The sequence below is a fragment of the Candidatus Binatia bacterium genome, assembly GCA_036563615.1.
GTDB lineage: Bacteria > Desulfobacterota > Binatia > UBA12015 > UBA12015 > DATCMB01.
In genome coordinates this window covers 97,173-111,533 of sequence record DATCMB010000023.1, presented here as the reverse complement: position 1 = coordinate 111,533, position 14,361 = coordinate 97,173, and the positions used below count along the sequence as shown (strand labels likewise).

The following is a 14,361-nucleotide window of genomic DNA, read 5'->3' as shown; positions in this document are numbered from 1 at the left end:
ACCGCAAATGCGTAACGCGCACCATCACATGACGATCACCAAGACCGGCTGGCGCCACGGCGTGCAGCGCGTGTCGAGTGTCGTCGTGCGTCCGCGCGTTGCGGCGGTCGTGTCGGAGGTGCTCGTGGGCTCGATTACGCGCAACGCCGACGCCAAGCCGGCGCCCAGCGGCCTAGAGCGAGGAGTTTCGTGAGGAAGTAGGTCACAGACCCCCGTGAAAAAGGCCGCTGGGCGAAAACCCAGCGGCCTTTTTTCGTTTCTGGGGTCCGAATGGCTCCGCGGCGTGCACCGCGTCGCGGGGCGGAAAGGAGCACGCATCGTGCAGGCACAGATCGACAGCAGAGTTTTCGCGTCGCGGATCCGCCAGGTGGTCCGCGACGAGCCGAAGGCCTTTGCCTACGACCTCGGCCTGAGCCTGTCGGCGGTCTACAACTACCTGAACGGCAGGGTGCCCACGACGGACGTCCTGTTCCGCATCGCGCGGTACACGGGCCGTCCGATGGAGTGGTTCCTGACCGATGAGGAGGCTGTCGACACGGCCCCTCAGTCGCAGGCGGCTTGATCCCCGTGTGCAGCGTCCGACGGCGCGGGCGTCGCGTGCTCCAGGCACGCGACGCTCGCCCGGCGGCGCTCGCGTCCCTGCCTTAGCGCTGGACCGCGCTCGGCGCCCGACCGTCTTGCGCTCGGACGCCTGGCGTTCGCTCGCCCAGCGCTCGCTCGTTCAGCGCTCCTTCGCTCCACGCTCGGCCGTCCACACACGCCCCCAGCGTCCGCCCTGGCGTCCGACGCCAGCGGCCCCGTCGCGGCCTCGCCGGAAGACCGACTCGCCCCGACCCCTCGCTTCACTTTCACGCTTTCGTAACCCGAGCGCTCTCGGCTATTGAGACAGCCGTCCTGGCGGGCCCCCGCTCGCGCCCGCAGCTGACACCGCCCGGTCCGCACTGCCGGGACCTGAACCTCTGCTGGAGTGCCGCTTGGTTCACGCCTCGCTTCGTCCACCCGCGCTCACCCCACTTCTCGCCGCCGCGGTGCTCGCCGCCGCTTGCGGTGGCGGCGGAGGCGGCGGCAGCGACGCTCCGAGCGCCGCGCCGACGCCGCGCCCGAGCCCGGTGATGCCGATCACGCCGCCCGGCCCGGCGAGCAGCACGGCGCGCATCATCCTGAGTAACGGCGACCGCTTCGCCGACGGCATCGTCATCGGCAACATCGAGGACGCCTCGCTCTACGCCGGCACCGCGGCCGTGCTGATCACGATCGCGGAGTCGGGACGCACCGGTGCCCTCCTGATCCGCGAGCCCGACGGCACGGTGACCACCGCGTTCGACGGTCGCCAGCCGGACGACATCGACGGGACGACCTTGAGCCGCGTGCGCGCGGCGCCGACCGGCGAGATCGTCTTCCAGTCCGGCCGCGGGCTCGACTCCGATCGCCTGCACCTCCTCGCCGACGGCGTGATCCAGACGATCGCGGGCGCGGAGCCCGGTCCGGTGTTCCCGGACTTCCGCATCCTGGGCAACGTGCGCATCGGCACGGGCGGCGTCGTCGCCTTCGTCGGCGGCGGTGGCCCGTGCGAGGTCCAGGTCGGCGACGAGCAGCCGCGCGTGAGCTGCACCAACGCGCTCTACGTCGCCGACACGGGCGGCGTCACCCGCCTCGACGACGAGGAGCTCGAGCTCGAGCGCCAGCGGCCGACGGCGGTGCGCGTCGAGATCGACCCGAACGGCGGCGCCTGGTTCTCGCTCCCGCGTCGCGGCAACGCGCCGATGCTGCTGCACCATCGAGACGGCGTCACCGACGTCGTGCTCACCGCGTCGAGCGAGCTGCCCGGCGTCGGCCTGCTGAACGCGCTCGAGGCGGTCGCGATCAACGCCTCGGGGGACATCCTGATCGAGGCGACGCAGCGCGAGCTCGTCGGCGAGCGCCGGCCGCACGTGATCGGCGTGCTGCGCGGCGACTCGTTCTCGCTGCTTGCGAAGGAGGGCACCGAGCTCGGCGGGCAGACCGTCGCGACGCTGCGCGGGCTCGCGATCGACGGCGCCGGGCGGGCGCTGTTCGAGGCCGGGCTCGTGCCGCCGGGCGACCCGTCCGCGACGCCGCGGGCCTCGCTCTGGTACGGCGACGCGAGCGGGCTCGTCGAGATCGTCCGCGAAGGCGAGCCGTTCCCGGGCGAGGGCGCGATCGTCCTCGACCTGCAGGCGTCGCGTCTCAACGACGCGGGCGACATCGCGTTCACGACGCGGCTCGGCAGCGCGGACGGCGGCACCGCGCGCGTCGAGGAGGTCCGCGCCACGGTGCGCCGCGCGAACGGCGACCTGGTGACGGTCGCGTCGAGCCGTCACACGGGTCAGCTCGGCACGATCAGCTCGCTGCAGATCGTCGGCTTCGACGCCGAGGGCACGCTGCTGCTGATCGCCGCCCGCGGCGCGTCGAGCGACCGCGTGCTGCTGCTCGGGCGCTCGGACGGCCGCGAGGGCTGAGCGCCGCGCGACACGCTGTCGAGCTCGCGCGCGCGCCGTTGCCCAGGCGCGGCCGGCGGGCTCGAACGCGCGTGCGCGCTCGACGCGCCGGCCGCGGGGCTCGAACGCGGGCGCCTTGCTCAGGCGCCGGCGACGAGCTCCGCGCAGCGCTGCGCGAGCCTGCGCGCGGTCGCGTCGACCCGAGCGAACACCGCGCGGTTCGCCGCCGTCGCGCGCTCGGCGAGCTCGGACGGCGTGCAGCCGGCGGCGTCCGCCGCGAAGCGGCTCGCCTCCTCGGCGAGGCTGCGCTCGAGCTCGGCGAAGCGCGCGCCGATCGCGTCGGCCGCTTCGGGGCTGCGCTCCGCCTGCTCCGCGAGGCGCTCGAACACCCACCAGAGCCCCTCGCCGGCCCCATCCTGCTCGCCGGCGCGCACGAGCTCGTCGGGCAGCTCGCCCGCGAAGAACACCGGGAAGAAGGCCGACGTGCACGGCCGGCCGAGCGCGAGCCAGGCGACGCGCTCCACCCCCGCACCGCGCTCGAGCTCGATGACCATGCTGGCGGCCGTCCGGCTCGGGCCCTGGTGCATGCACAGCGTGTAGAAGCGCTCCTCGTCGGGCGTCGCGCCGGCGACGAAGCGCGGGCCGCCACTCGCGTCGTGGTCGCGCAGGATCGCCTGCAGGGTTTCGACCGTGTGCCGTCCGCGCCCTTCGGCGAGGAGCGCACGCGAGCGACGGAGCCGTCCCTCGGAGAGCTGCGGCGGGATGGTCGTCGTGTCGCGGTAGGCGCGCGCGAAGTCGAACGGCTCGCTGGTCTCGAGCCCGAGCGCGCGCGCCCGCTCGATGACCGTCGCGCCGAGCCGCTCCCAGTCGGCGCCGATCGACACCTGGTTCGAGATCGAGTCGGTCGCGGCGCAGCGGCGGGTCGCCCACTGACGGCCCGCGGCCTCGAGGATCCAGGCCTCGTCCGGGTCGGCGACGAGGAAGGAGTTGTTGTACGGCCACTCGAGGTCGCGGAACCCCGAGCCGCCCTGGCCGTGGGTCTCGATCAGCTCGATCAGGACCGAGACCGCCTGCTCCGCCGAAGCGGCGCGCTCGAGCCCGAGCCGCACCAGGTCCATGCCGATGAGCCCCGTCGCGGCGGGCGCCTCGTGCGCGAACACGGTCTCGTTGCCGATCGCGACCCCGTGCTCGTTGAGGCCCATCTCGAAGCCCCAGAGCCAGGTCGGACGCGAGCCGAGCACGCGCGCGGTCTCACGGACCTGCGGGATCTCGACGTACTGGCAGCGTACGCGGTCGCCGGGCGCATGCAGCGCCCGGTCGACGATCACCGGGGCTTGCGCCTCGCCGGGCGGACGGTCGCTGTTCTTGCCGAAGATCGCGACGCCGCGGCGCGCGGCCTCGCCGAGCGCGACCAGCGTGTCGCAACCGGCGAGCGCGGGCGAGGAAGCTTGGAAGTTGCGCTGCATCGTCCCGCGTCTAGCACATCCGCGACGCGGGCCGGCAGCCGGGCGGGTCTACGGAGCTCCCGCCCGCAAGCGGGAGCTCCGCCCATCGCCCATTGCAAGAACCTCAGTCGTTCCGGTGGGAGTACGAGCTCGACGCGAGCTCCTCGATCGTCTGGCTGTTGCTGCTCGACAGGTTCGCACCCTTCATCGCCGCGAGCGACTCGATCGCGCGGCGCGCGAGCTTGCTCGGCTTGGCGTGGCCGTTCTCCCAGCGATTCACGGTCGAGAAGGTCACCGCCACCGCGTGCGCAAACTCCTCCTGGGTGAGGCCGAGCCGCTTGCGCAGCTCACGGATCTCGCTTCCCGAAACCTCGTCCGCCATGATCATTCTCGTCCTCCTTTTCGATCGTCCTGCATCAGGCGATTGGGCTCTCTCGTAAACCCTGTGGGCTTATCGGCGCTTGCCGCGGCCGACTATAGGGACTCACCGCGCCAGACCTGTGGGTCAGGGCAACGGACTGGCTATCGCAGAGGGATGCGCCCCCGCCTGAGCCGAGGCCGCGCGTGGCGATCGGGGCGGGGCTTGGCTATGTCGGGCCCATGGCCACGACGGCGAAGGACGTCCTCGAAGCCCTGAAGCAGGTGAAATATCCGGGCTTCTCGCGCGACATCGTGTCCTTCGGGATCATCCGGGACATCGAGGTCGGCGGCTTCGGGACGACCATCACGCTTGCCCCACCGGCCGACAGCCCGGAGCTGATCGACAAGCTGCGGGCGGAGATCGTCCGGGTCGCCTCGGCGCTCCCCGGCGTCGGCGAGCTGACCCTGGTCACCGCCCCTCCCCCGACCCCGCAGGTCGCGGCACCGCGTCCGGTGCAGAGCGGCGCGCGCGCGATCCCGGGCGTCCGCAACGTCATCGCGGTCGCGAGCGGCAAGGGCGGCGTCGGCAAGTCGACGGTCGCGGTGAACCTGGCGCTGGCGCTCGCCCGGCGGGGGCGGGTCGGCCTGCTCGACGCCGACGTCTACGGACCGAGCATCCCGATCATGCTCGGCATCGAGGACGTGGAGCCGCGCGTCACCGAGGACCGACGCATCATCCCGGTCGAGGCGCACGGTCTGCGCACGGTGTCGATGGGCTTCTTCGTCGACCGCGAGCGCGCGGTGATCTGGCGCGGGCCGATGGTCACGAAGCTGATCGTCGAGTTCCTGCGCAACGTCGAGTGGGGCGAGCTCGACTACCTGGTGCTCGACCTGCCGCCCGGCACCGGCGACGTGCAGCTCACGCTCGCGCAGCAGCTCGCGATGACCGGCGGCGTGATCGTCACCACGCCGCAGGACGTCGCGCTCGCCGACGTCAAGCGCGGCGTGCGGATGTTCGATCAGGTGAAGGTTCCAGTGCTCGGCGTGATCGAGAACATGAGCGGGCACGTGTGCCGGAGCTGCGGCCACGTCACCGACGTGTTCGGGCGCGGCGGCGGCGAGCGCATGGCGCAGGAGCTCGGCGTGCCGTCGCTCGGCACGATCGGTCTCACGGGACGCGTGCGCGATCTCGCCGACGCGGGGACGCCGATCGTCGTCGCGGAGCCGGATCACCCGGTGGCGAAGCGCTTCATGGAGATCGCGGACGCGATCGAGCGCGGTATCGCGGCGAAGGCGGGCGCGAGCTGAGCGAGTTCAGCGCGCGGCGTCGCGTGGTCGCGGAGCGTCGCCGCGAGCCCATCTCGCGGGCGGAAAAAAGGAAGGGCCCCGGTGCATCGCACCGGGGCCCTTTTCCGTTCGCGACAAGCTACGCGCTCAGTCGCTGAGGCGGGAAAGCGAGCGCAGCGAGAAGTACTGCGGATCGAAGTTGCGCTCGAGGAACTGCGACGAGTAGCGGCCGCCGAGCGCCGCACGGTCGGTCTTGTCGTTGACGCCCATCACCATGTTCGGCGTGGTCGCGCTGTAGGTGCCGTCGTCGCTCTTCGAGAAGTGGTAGCCGCACATCGCGGTGTAGAAGTACTCGCCCGCGCGGTTGTGGACGTTCTTCCAGTAGATGCGGCTCATCTCCTTGTCGACGTACATGATGACCTTGCCGAAGTTGTAGTAGGGGTCGGTCGACTCACCCTCGAGGATCCACACCGGGCGCTTCACGAACACCAGGTTCTCGGTGATCTGCCACGGCGCGCCCTCCGCACCCGGCGTCTCGTAGGCGCCACGGAGGTACGGGATCGGAACGTCGAAGCGCGTCGGCGAATCGGTCGGGTTCTGCTTGAGCGCGTACGGGCCGACGATCGGCGCCAGCACCTCGCCCTCACCCGCCATCTTCCACTTGTAGTACTCGACCTTACCCGCGTAGCAGTTCAGGTCGTCCGAGAAGATGTCGAGGCCCGAGATGGGATCCGAGCGCGAGGCCGCGTTCACACGCCGCGAGCGACGGGTCTGCGGGATGTACGCCCAGATGTTGTCCTGCGACGTCCAGTCGTTGACCTGCTGACCGAGGATGTTCACGCCCTCGGCGTCGGCCGGCTCCAGCGCGTGCGACAGCGTCGTGCCGCGCAGGTTCTCCGGGTTCGACTCCGCCTTCTTGTGGCGGCCCAGGTACGAGTTCGCATGCAGCCACAGCTTGATGCGGCGGAACTCGCCGTTGCGGTCGATGCCGTTGAGCGTGAACGTCGCGCCCGCGCCCTCGCCCATCTGGTTGGCAAGATAAAAGTTCCACGCGACCTTGCAGGCGGCCTGCGGATCCTTCGGATCGATCTTCGGGAACGGCTTGCCGAAGACCCAGTCCGGCATCTGGCCGGTGGCCTTGTCCTTCAGGCCGCAGGTCTCCTCGTCGAGCTCGTACTTACCCTCGTTGGCCTCCGACGCGGCCCAGTAAGCCGAGCTGTAGTTCTCGCGGAACTTCTGCGCGTCGAGCGGCACCACCTTGAACTGGTAGTCGCCCGCCTTGACGCGCTTCAGCACCGGATCCGGCAGCAAGCCCTCGGCCTTCTGCCAGTTGTCCTTGTTCAGGATGTACTCTTCCTCGGCCCAGCCTGCGGCGGGCGCGAGGACGAGCGCCAGCGCAGCAATGCCGAGTACGAGCCTGCTCGTCTTCTGCATGCGAATCTTCCTCCGATTGTCATTGAAGACCGTTGCCCGAGTCGCGGTCAACGACTTTCGTCGGCATCGGTCGGTTCTCACGGCTCAACGGGCTGGGTCCGGGCCAGTGCAGCGAGCTTGTCGAATTCCCACAGTAAGACGGCGCCGACCAGGACGATCTTCGAACTCGGCAATACCTGAACGTACAAACCGGTCAATGGCGGATTGCGATCGCCGAGCGCGAGCGTGACCTCTTCTCCATTACGCAGTGCGACACGAGCGCGCGGCGGCGCGAGGCCGAACTCGGTCGGGTCGACATCGTCACCGATCTCGACGAGGCGCGTCAAGCCGGCAAGTGTCGTGAGAAACCCGTCCAAACGGTCGTCAGGAACCATCATCGATCCGCCCTGACGGATCAGCTCCCAGCCCTGCTCGTTGCGCACGAACGCGTACGACGGTCCTTCGCGCGGCGTGATCTCGATCACGCGCACCTTCTTCGGATCGATCTCGACGAGCGGCTCGCCGGTGCGCGTCGGCACCGGCGGCGCGAGCCCGGGAAGCACGGTCGCTCCGACCGCGACCGCGAGCACGGCCGCGACACCCGCCATGATCAGCAGGCGGCGAAACGGTGGGCGATCGCCCGAAGCGTCGTCGATCCAGTGCTCGTCTGCGACGCGAACGTCGGCGCTCACCCGGCACTCCGGACGCGGCGCCGCCAGCCGATGAGGCCGCCGAGCAGCAGCATCGTGCCGGGCAGCAGCACGACCGAGATCCAGAACAGCGTCCTCGCCTGCGGCGCCGTCATGTGGATCCGCGAGAACGTTCCGCCCGGCAGGATCTCGCGCCGCGACCCGATCAGCGCCTCGGCGCGGCTCGCGAGGTGGGCGAGGTTCAGGAAGAAGTCGCGGTTGCCGAGCGTTCCGACGTACAGGTTGGTCGCGAACTCGGCGTCGCCGACGACCACCACCGAGCCGCTGGTCTCGTCGCTGCCCGGGAGCCGCGCGATCGCGGCGACCGGGATCGGACCGCGCAGATCGACGCCCTCCTGGAACACCGGAATCTCCTCGACCGCCGCGCGGTCCTTGTCGGCCCAGGTGTCGGTGCCGGTGAAGGCGAACGGCGCGGACAGCACGCCCGGACGCGTGGGCGTGACCGGCAGGATCGACTGCGCGAGCGGCAGGATCGCGGGCGGCGCGCCCGTGTACGGCAGGATCTGCTCGTTGAAGAACGCGACCTGCGGCGCGAAGCTGTCGGCGAAGAACAGCCGGTTGCGATCGTCGACCACGAGGTCGTTGCCCTGCTCGATGCCGAGCTCGCGCAAGAGCGCCGCGACCTTCGGCGACGAGCCCGGCTCGACCATGAACAGCGCGCCGCCGCCACGCTTCAGGTAGGCGTCGACCGCGGCGATCTCGCTGTCGGTGAAGTCGGTGCGCGGGTTCGCGACGACGAGCAGCACCACCTCGTCCGGGATGCCGCCGCGCAGATCGGTCGTGCTCTCGATGCGGTAGTTCTCCGCCTCGAGCGCCTTCGCCGCCTGCGACAGGCCGCTGCGCGGATCGGCGCTCTTCGGGTCGTTCTCACCGTGCCCGACGGTGAACAGCGCGATGCGCTCGCGTCCCTCGATCAGCTTGATGAGCGCCGTGGTCAGCTCGTCCTCGCTCACGTCGCGCACGAGCAGCTCGCGATCGCCGCTCTCGACGACGCCGGTGTTGTAATTGACGATGCCGTAGCGATTGGCGAGCAGCGGGCTGCGGTCGAGGTCGAGCATGCGGAACGTGATGTGGCTCGACTGGTCGGCGAAGCGCCGCAGCAGGTCCTTGATCTGGCGGACGCGGCCCTGCTCCTGGCTGTTGTAGAAGACGGTGATCCGCACGTCCTTGTCGAGACGCCGCGCGGTGCGCTGCGCCTGATCGGACAGCGTGTGCTCCTTCGTCGGCGTCAGGTCGAGCGTCACGTTGTGCGCCCACGCCAGCACGATGACGAGGAAGGCGATGGTCAGCGCGAGCAGGGCCTCGACGCCGAGCCAGACCCAGTTCATCGTCGTCGAGCGCGACTTCACACGACGCCTCGCCACGAGCGGCTCTGCAGCGAGCGCAGGCTCGCGAACAGGAAGAGCGCGATGAAGACGACGAAGTAGGCGACGTCGGCGGTCTGAATGCTGCCGGTCGCGAAGTTGTAGTAGTGGTCGAACAGCGACAGCAGCAGCAGCACGCGGATGATGCGCTCGTCGCCCACCGCCTCGTTCCAGGTCATGAACCAGAAGAAGACCAGGATGCCGTAGGTCAGCATCGCCGCGACCACCTGGTTCTCGGTCAGCGTCGACGCGGCGATGCCGCAGGCGATGAACGCCGTGCCGAGCAGGATGAGACCGACGAAGCCCGCGATCGGCGGTCCGAGGTCGAACGGGAAGAAGGCGTAGAAGACGATGAACGGGATCGTCGTCATCGCGACGATGGTCAAGAAGAAGAGCCACGCCGCGAGGAACTTGCCGAGGATCACCTGCCAGTCCTTGACCGGCAGCGTCCACAGGAGCTCGATCGTGCCGAGCTTCCGCTCCTCGGCGAACAGCCGCATGGTGACGAGCGGCAGGACGAGCAGCGTCACCAGGCGGTAGTCGACGAACACGAAGCGCCAGAGTCCGGTCGACAGCACCTGCGCGCCGAAGGTCACGAACAGCGCGACGTCGGTGTAGAAGAAGTACCCGGACAGGACGAGATAGACGGCGAGCAGCACGTACGCCGTGGGTGAGCCGAAGTACGCCGCGAGCTCGCGACGTGCGATCGCGCTAACGACCCGCAACGGCACGCTCCTTCTCCTCCTCGACCGGCGGCGCCTCGCGTTGGTCGCCAACCAGCGTGAGGAAGATCTCTTCCAGCGTCATCACGACGGGCTTGAGCTCGACGAGGCCGAAGCCGCCGCCGACCACGGCGCCCGCGATCTCGCGGCGGACGTCGTAGCCGTGCTCGCAGCGCACCACGAGGCGCAGCGCCTCGCCCTCCTCGCCATCGACGAAGGCGTCGACGACGTGCGGCACGGCACGCAGCGCGCGGATCAAGCCGTCGCGCGCGCCCACCGCGGTCACCGAGAACTCGCGGTAGGGACGCAGGTGCTCCTCGAGACGCGCCGGCGAGTCGACCGCGAGGATCCGCCCGCGGTTCATGATGATGACGCGCGAGCAGATGGTCTCGACCTCCGGCAGGATGTGCGTCGACAGGATGACGGTGCGCTCGGAGCCGAGGTTGCGCACCAGCGCGCGGATCTCGGTGACCTGCTCGGGGTCGAGGCCCGACGTCGGCTCGTCGAGGATCAGGACCGGCGGATCGCCGATCAGCGCCTGCGCGATGCCGACCCGCTGGCGGTAGCCCTTCGACAGGTTGCCGACCAGGCGGTGCGACACCTTCTCGATGCCGGCCGCGCCCATCGCGCGCTCCACCGCGCGGGTGACGTCGCGCTTCGCCACCCCCTTCATGTCGGCGATGAACTCGAGGTAGCGGCGCACCGGCATCTCGCCGTAGAGCGCCGTACGCTCGGGCAGGTAGCCGAGCGCACGGCGCGCGGCGATCGAGTCGCGCACGACGTCGTGTCCCGCGATCGTCGCGCGACCGGAGGTCGGCGGGAAGACCCCGGTGAGCATGCGCAGGGTCGTGCTCTTGCCCGCGCCGTTCGGACCGAGGAAGCCGACCACCTCGCCGCGCTCGATGCTGAACGTCACCTCGTGCACGGCGACGGTCGCACCGAACGTCTTGCGCAGACGCTCGGCCTGGATCTCTACCGGCACGACCCCGCTCCGCGCTCACCCAGCGCACGCGCGGGCGCCGCGACGTTGGAGCTTCTGCCTGCCACCATCGGGCGCCGAGCGAGACCGGTCGTCAACTCGCCGCGTGCGTCTGAGGAGTCTGCGCGCCCTCGCGCGCAAGCCTGGCCCGCGCTGCGTCGCGGCGGTCGAGCAGGAACTTCGGCCGCCACACCTTCACGAGCGCCGGAACGACGATCAGACCGCCCACCGTGTTGAACGCCATCAGCAGCGACAGCAGGAGGCCCATCTCGGCCTGGAACTTCAGGCTCGAGAACCACCAGAAGATGGTCGACGCGAACATCGTGCTCGCCGTGAAGATGATCGCCCGGCCGGTCGTCGCGGTCGCGTAGTCGACGGCGTCGTCGACGTCGCGTCCCTCGTCGAACGTGTCGAGCATTCGACTGAAGTGGTAGATGCCGTAGTCGACGCCGCACCCCGCGCCCGCAGCCGCGACCGGCAGCGAGTTCACGTTGAGGTCGATCTTCCACAGCACCATGACGGCCTCGCAGACGAACTGCGCGCCGACCACGGGGATCATCAGCAGGATGGTCGCCGCGAGCGAGCCGTAGGTCAGGTAGAGACAGAGCGCGACCACCGAGAAGACGATGCCGAGCGTCGTCCAGTACGACTCCTCGACCTTCTCGTTCACGGCCGCGAGGATGCCGAACATGCCGCCCGCGAGGCGGAACTCGATTGCGTCGGTCTGATGCTGCTTGGCGAACTCGCGCGCCCTCTCGATCGCGTTCGTGATGATCGCGTTCGAGTGACCGCGGAACAGCGTCACCACGGTGCCGAACTGGTACGACGGGTCGATGAAGCGATCGAGGTCACCCGCCTGGCCGCTCTGCGTGAACGTGTAGAACAGCTGCGCGATGTTCTTCGGGTTGTCCGGGATGAAGCCCCACTTGGGCTCACCCTCGTGGTAGAGGCGCGCGAGCTGCTTGACGATGTTCACCACCGAGACCGAGAGCGCGGCGCCCTCGACCTCCTCCATCTCGGTGCCGAACTCCTCCATCAGCTCGAGCGGCTCGCGCGTCTTGATGTTGTCCGGCGCCTTGGTGTCGGCGATCGCGATCAGCTGATTGGCGCCGAGGAAGTCGTGGTTGAGGACGTCGTACGCCTGGTTGTACGGATGGTCGGGGAAGAGCAGCGCCGCGCCGGGCGTCATGTCGCCGACCTTCAGCGTCCGTCCGATGAGGAACGAGCCGACGAAGAGCACCAGCGTCATCACCAGGACCGCGTAGCGACGCCAGCCGGCGCTCGACCAGATCGTGAAGTCGGTGATCGCCTTGTAGAACTTCTCGGACCAGCGGTCGTCGGTGTCGTGCCCCGGAGCAGCCGGCGGGTCGATGTAGGCCAGGATGATCGGGTGCAGCGTGACGACGCTGATGAAGATCGAGATGATCCAGAAGCTCGCGAACAGAGCGACCTTCTGAATGAGCGGAATCGGCGCCAGCGCCACCAGCAGTATGCCGAGACCGTCGGTGACGATCGCCGCGATCGCCGGCGGGAACAGCGCACCGTACGACACCACGATCGCCTGATGCTTGTCACCCAGGCGGTGGTACTCCTCGTGGTAGCGGTCCATCGACTGGACCGAGTGGCTGATCGCGCGTGCGGTCAGGAAGATCGGAATCACCATCACGAGCGGGTCGAGGTTGAAGCCCATGAGGTGACCGAACGCGACGCCCCAGATCGTGGATAGGAAGGCCGAGAACAGCGGCACCCAGATGCCGGTCCACGTTCGGAAGTAGACCCAGAGCAGCACGCCGATGGTGAAGAAGGTCAGCCCGAAGACCCACAGGACCTGCGGAGCGTACCGCATGATCGAGGTGAACAGGTACGGGAACCCCGTGATCATGATCTCGTGGTTCTCGTCGTTCTCCTGCGCCTTCAGCTGCTCGAGCCGGTGGTAGAGGTAGTTGAAGTCGAGGGCTTCCTCCCAGAAGCCCGCCGTGACCAGCGCCGCGGAGTCGTCCTCGGCGACGTAGACGCCGTGGATGCCCTTGGTGGCATAGACCGCGAACTTGACGCGATCCGCGTCCTCCTGCGTCCGCGGAACTCCGGGGTAGTACACCTCCCGGATCTGCACCGCGCCGCGGAAGGTGTTGATGCTCTTCATCTTCGGCGACGCGATCGAGAGGATCTGGTAGGGCACGACGCCCTTGGTCTCGATGATGAACTTGGTGACCCGGTCGACCTTCTGCAGCGTCTCCGGGTTGTAGATGTCGCCGTTCTTCTTCTTGATGATGATCTGGAGGACGTTCGCCGAGCCGAACATCCGCCGGAACTCGTTGTAGATTTTGATGTACGGATGCTGCCGCGGATAGAAGTCGAAGAAGTCCGTGTGCAGCGTCAGGTCCTTCAGCGAGTACGCGAAGAACAGCGTGATCGCCGCGATGATGATGCTGACGCTCCTCCGGTAGTTCAGGAGGAAGCGGAGATAAGCGTCGATGAATCTCTGGGGGATCATGAATTCCCTTCCTCGGACGTCGCGGCGGCGCGGAGCAGCGTCGCTTCGGCCCCCTTGGTCTCGTAGATCAAACCAGCGCCCCCGACGAAGAACCCTTGATCCCCGCTCAAGCTAACCCCACGGAACCACTCTGAAGCGAACCGCAGCGGCGTGGGGTACTGCTTCCATTCCTTCCCGCCGTCCGTCGACACCAGCACGGTGCCCTGACCGCCGACGATCCACCCGTAGTTCCCGGAAAGCGCAACCTCGTAATACGAGCGCTCGTCGAACGGCGACGGAATGGGCTTCCACGTCGCGCCGCCGTCGTCCGTGCGCAGGATGACGCTGTCGATGCCGACCGCGATGCCGGTGTTCTCGTCGAGGAAGTCGATGCCGAAGAGCGTCGACTCGATCCCCGAGACCTGCTGCTTCCAGGTCCTGCCGCCGTCGTCCGTGCGCAGGATCGTGCCGAACTCGCCGGCGATCCAGCCGGTGTTTTCGTTCGCGAACGACAGCCCGTAGAGCAGCGCGTCATTGGGCAGGATGCCCTGGTCGAGCGCCGAATCGGGGAGCTTGAAGTCCTCCGGCAGCTGGATCTCTTCCCACGTCGCGCCGCCGTCCTCGGTGTGGACGATGGCGCCGAAGTCGCCGACCGCCGTGCCGCGCGTCGGCGAGACGAACGCGATCTTAAACAGGTTGCGGTCGACGGGGGTCTTCTGCTCGGTCCACGTCGCGCCGCCGTCGCTGGTCTTGAACACGCGGCCGTTGGTGCTCGAGATCCAGGCCTGCTTGCCGTCGAGACAGGAGATGCCGAGGAACGGCAGCCGGCCGGAAACGATCTGCCGCTGCCACGTGCGGCCACCGTCGGTGGTCTTGAAGACCCGGCCGAGGTCGCCGACCACCCAGCCTTCGGTGGGGGTCGGGAAGCAAGTGTCGAAGAGGTTTTGGCGGATTTCGCGCGGCGTCACCGTCTCGGCCACCTGCGCGTGCGCAAGAGAGGACAGTGCGAACATGGCCGGAAGGACCCAGGCCATGACGCGGACTGATGCTTTTGCCCTCATGCCGGGGGCTTCCTTTCTAAATGGAACGGTCTTCGGGAAAACGGCTGGAACATGCCACCAAGGGCGTGCCTGGCGAACCACCTTCGCCAAA

General features: G+C 68.7%; 13 protein-coding genes. 4 read left to right on the top strand and 9 right to left on the bottom strand.

The features are described from left to right. Nucleotides 1-28 precede the first annotated feature (28 nt). The 3 genes from VIS07_21700 to VIS07_21690 all read left to right on the top strand — a co-directional run bounded on the left by VIS07_21700 (nucleotide 29) and on the right by VIS07_21690 (nucleotide 2,477). Nucleotides 29-193, top strand: a complete 165-nt coding sequence (locus tag VIS07_21700) for a hypothetical protein (GenBank protein ID HEY8518133.1) — start codon at nucleotides 29-31, stop codon at nucleotides 191-193. A 126-nt stretch (nucleotides 194-319) separates the two neighbouring features. Further along, on the top strand, nucleotides 320-562 hold the full coding sequence (locus VIS07_21695; protein HEY8518132.1) for a helix-turn-helix transcriptional regulator: 243 nt from the start codon (nucleotides 320-322) through the stop codon (nucleotides 560-562). 412 nt (nucleotides 563-974) lie between these two features. Continuing rightward, nucleotides 975-2,477, top strand: coding sequence for a hypothetical protein (locus tag VIS07_21690; GenBank protein ID HEY8518131.1), 1,503 nt, complete (start codon nucleotides 975-977; stop codon nucleotides 2,475-2,477). Nucleotides 2,478-2,596: 119 nt separating this feature from the next. Here VIS07_21690 and VIS07_21685 read toward each other — a convergent pair whose 3' ends face one another. Continuing rightward, a complete protein-coding gene (locus VIS07_21685; protein ID HEY8518130.1) occupies nucleotides 2,597-3,922 on the bottom strand; it encodes a C69 family dipeptidase in 1,326 nt (441 codons plus the stop codon). 103 nt (nucleotides 3,923-4,025) lie between these two features. Then, nucleotides 4,026-4,283: a helix-turn-helix domain-containing protein gene (locus VIS07_21680; protein HEY8518129.1), complete on the bottom strand. Its 258-nt coding sequence runs from the start codon at nucleotides 4,281-4,283 to the stop codon at nucleotides 4,026-4,028. Nucleotides 4,284-4,501: 218 nt separating this feature from the next. Here VIS07_21680 and VIS07_21675 point away from each other — a divergent pair, with 218 nt between their 5' ends. Further along, on the top strand, nucleotides 4,502-5,569 hold the full coding sequence (locus VIS07_21675; protein HEY8518128.1) for an Mrp/NBP35 family ATP-binding protein: 1,068 nt from the start codon (nucleotides 4,502-4,504) through the stop codon (nucleotides 5,567-5,569). A 126-nt stretch (nucleotides 5,570-5,695) separates the two neighbouring features. Here the strand turns inward: VIS07_21675 and VIS07_21670 are convergent, their stop codons facing one another. The 7 genes from VIS07_21670 to VIS07_21640 all read right to left on the bottom strand — a co-directional run bounded on the left by VIS07_21670 (nucleotide 5,696) and on the right by VIS07_21640 (nucleotide 14,351). After that, a complete protein-coding gene (locus VIS07_21670) occupies nucleotides 5,696-6,982 on the bottom strand; it encodes a DUF1329 domain-containing protein (GenBank protein HEY8518127.1) in 1,287 nt (428 codons plus the stop codon). A gap of 77 nt (nucleotides 6,983-7,059) precedes the next feature. Then, complete coding sequence (locus tag VIS07_21665) at nucleotides 7,060-7,653, bottom strand: DUF4340 domain-containing protein (protein ID HEY8518126.1); 594 nt, start codon at nucleotides 7,651-7,653, stop codon at nucleotides 7,060-7,062. Beyond that, entirely contained in the window at nucleotides 7,650-9,035 is a 1,386-nt protein-coding gene (locus tag VIS07_21660) for a DUF4350 domain-containing protein (protein ID HEY8518125.1), read from the bottom strand. The genes VIS07_21665 and VIS07_21660 overlap by 4 nt, the downstream gene beginning before the upstream one ends. Beyond that, nucleotides 9,017-9,760, bottom strand: a complete 744-nt coding sequence (locus VIS07_21655) for an ABC transporter permease (protein ID HEY8518124.1) — start codon at nucleotides 9,758-9,760, stop codon at nucleotides 9,017-9,019. Before VIS07_21655 ends, VIS07_21660 begins: the two co-directional genes overlap by 19 nt. Further along, complete coding sequence (locus VIS07_21650) at nucleotides 9,747-10,739, bottom strand: ATP-binding cassette domain-containing protein (protein HEY8518123.1); 993 nt, start codon at nucleotides 10,737-10,739, stop codon at nucleotides 9,747-9,749. The genes VIS07_21655 and VIS07_21650 overlap by 14 nt, the downstream gene beginning before the upstream one ends. Before the next feature lie 91 nt (nucleotides 10,740-10,830). Continuing rightward, nucleotides 10,831-13,230 carry an MMPL family transporter gene (locus VIS07_21645; GenBank protein HEY8518122.1) on the bottom strand — a complete coding sequence of 800 codons (2,400 nt, stop codon included), beginning with the start codon at nucleotides 13,228-13,230 and terminating at the stop codon, nucleotides 10,831-10,833. Next, nucleotides 13,227-14,351, bottom strand: a complete 1,125-nt coding sequence (locus tag VIS07_21640) for a YCF48-related protein (GenBank protein HEY8518121.1) — start codon at nucleotides 14,349-14,351, stop codon at nucleotides 13,227-13,229. The genes VIS07_21645 and VIS07_21640 overlap by 4 nt, the downstream gene beginning before the upstream one ends. Nucleotides 14,352-14,361: the final 10 nt, after the last annotated feature.

What these genes read in the sequence shown, in the direction of transcription:
- VIS07_21700 (HEY8518133.1), top strand. Translation starts at nt 29, where the DNA reads ATGACGATCACCAAGACCGGCTGGCGCCACGGCGTGCAGCGCGTGTCG.
- VIS07_21685 (HEY8518130.1), bottom strand. Translation starts at nt 3,922, where the DNA reads ATGCAGCGCAACTTCCAAGCTTCCTCGCCCGCGCTCGCCGGTTGCGAC.
- VIS07_21680 (HEY8518129.1), bottom strand. Translation starts at nt 4,283, where the DNA reads ATGGCGGACGAGGTTTCGGGAAGCGAGATCCGTGAGCTGCGCAAGCGG.
- VIS07_21675 (HEY8518128.1), top strand. Translation starts at nt 4,502, where the DNA reads ATGGCCACGACGGCGAAGGACGTCCTCGAAGCCCTGAAGCAGGTGAAA.
- VIS07_21670 (HEY8518127.1), bottom strand. Translation starts at nt 6,982, where the DNA reads ATGCAGAAGACGAGCAGGCTCGTACTCGGCATTGCTGCGCTGGCGCTC.
- VIS07_21645 (HEY8518122.1), bottom strand. Translation starts at nt 13,230, where the DNA reads ATGATCCCCCAGAGATTCATCGACGCTTATCTCCGCTTCCTCCTGAAC.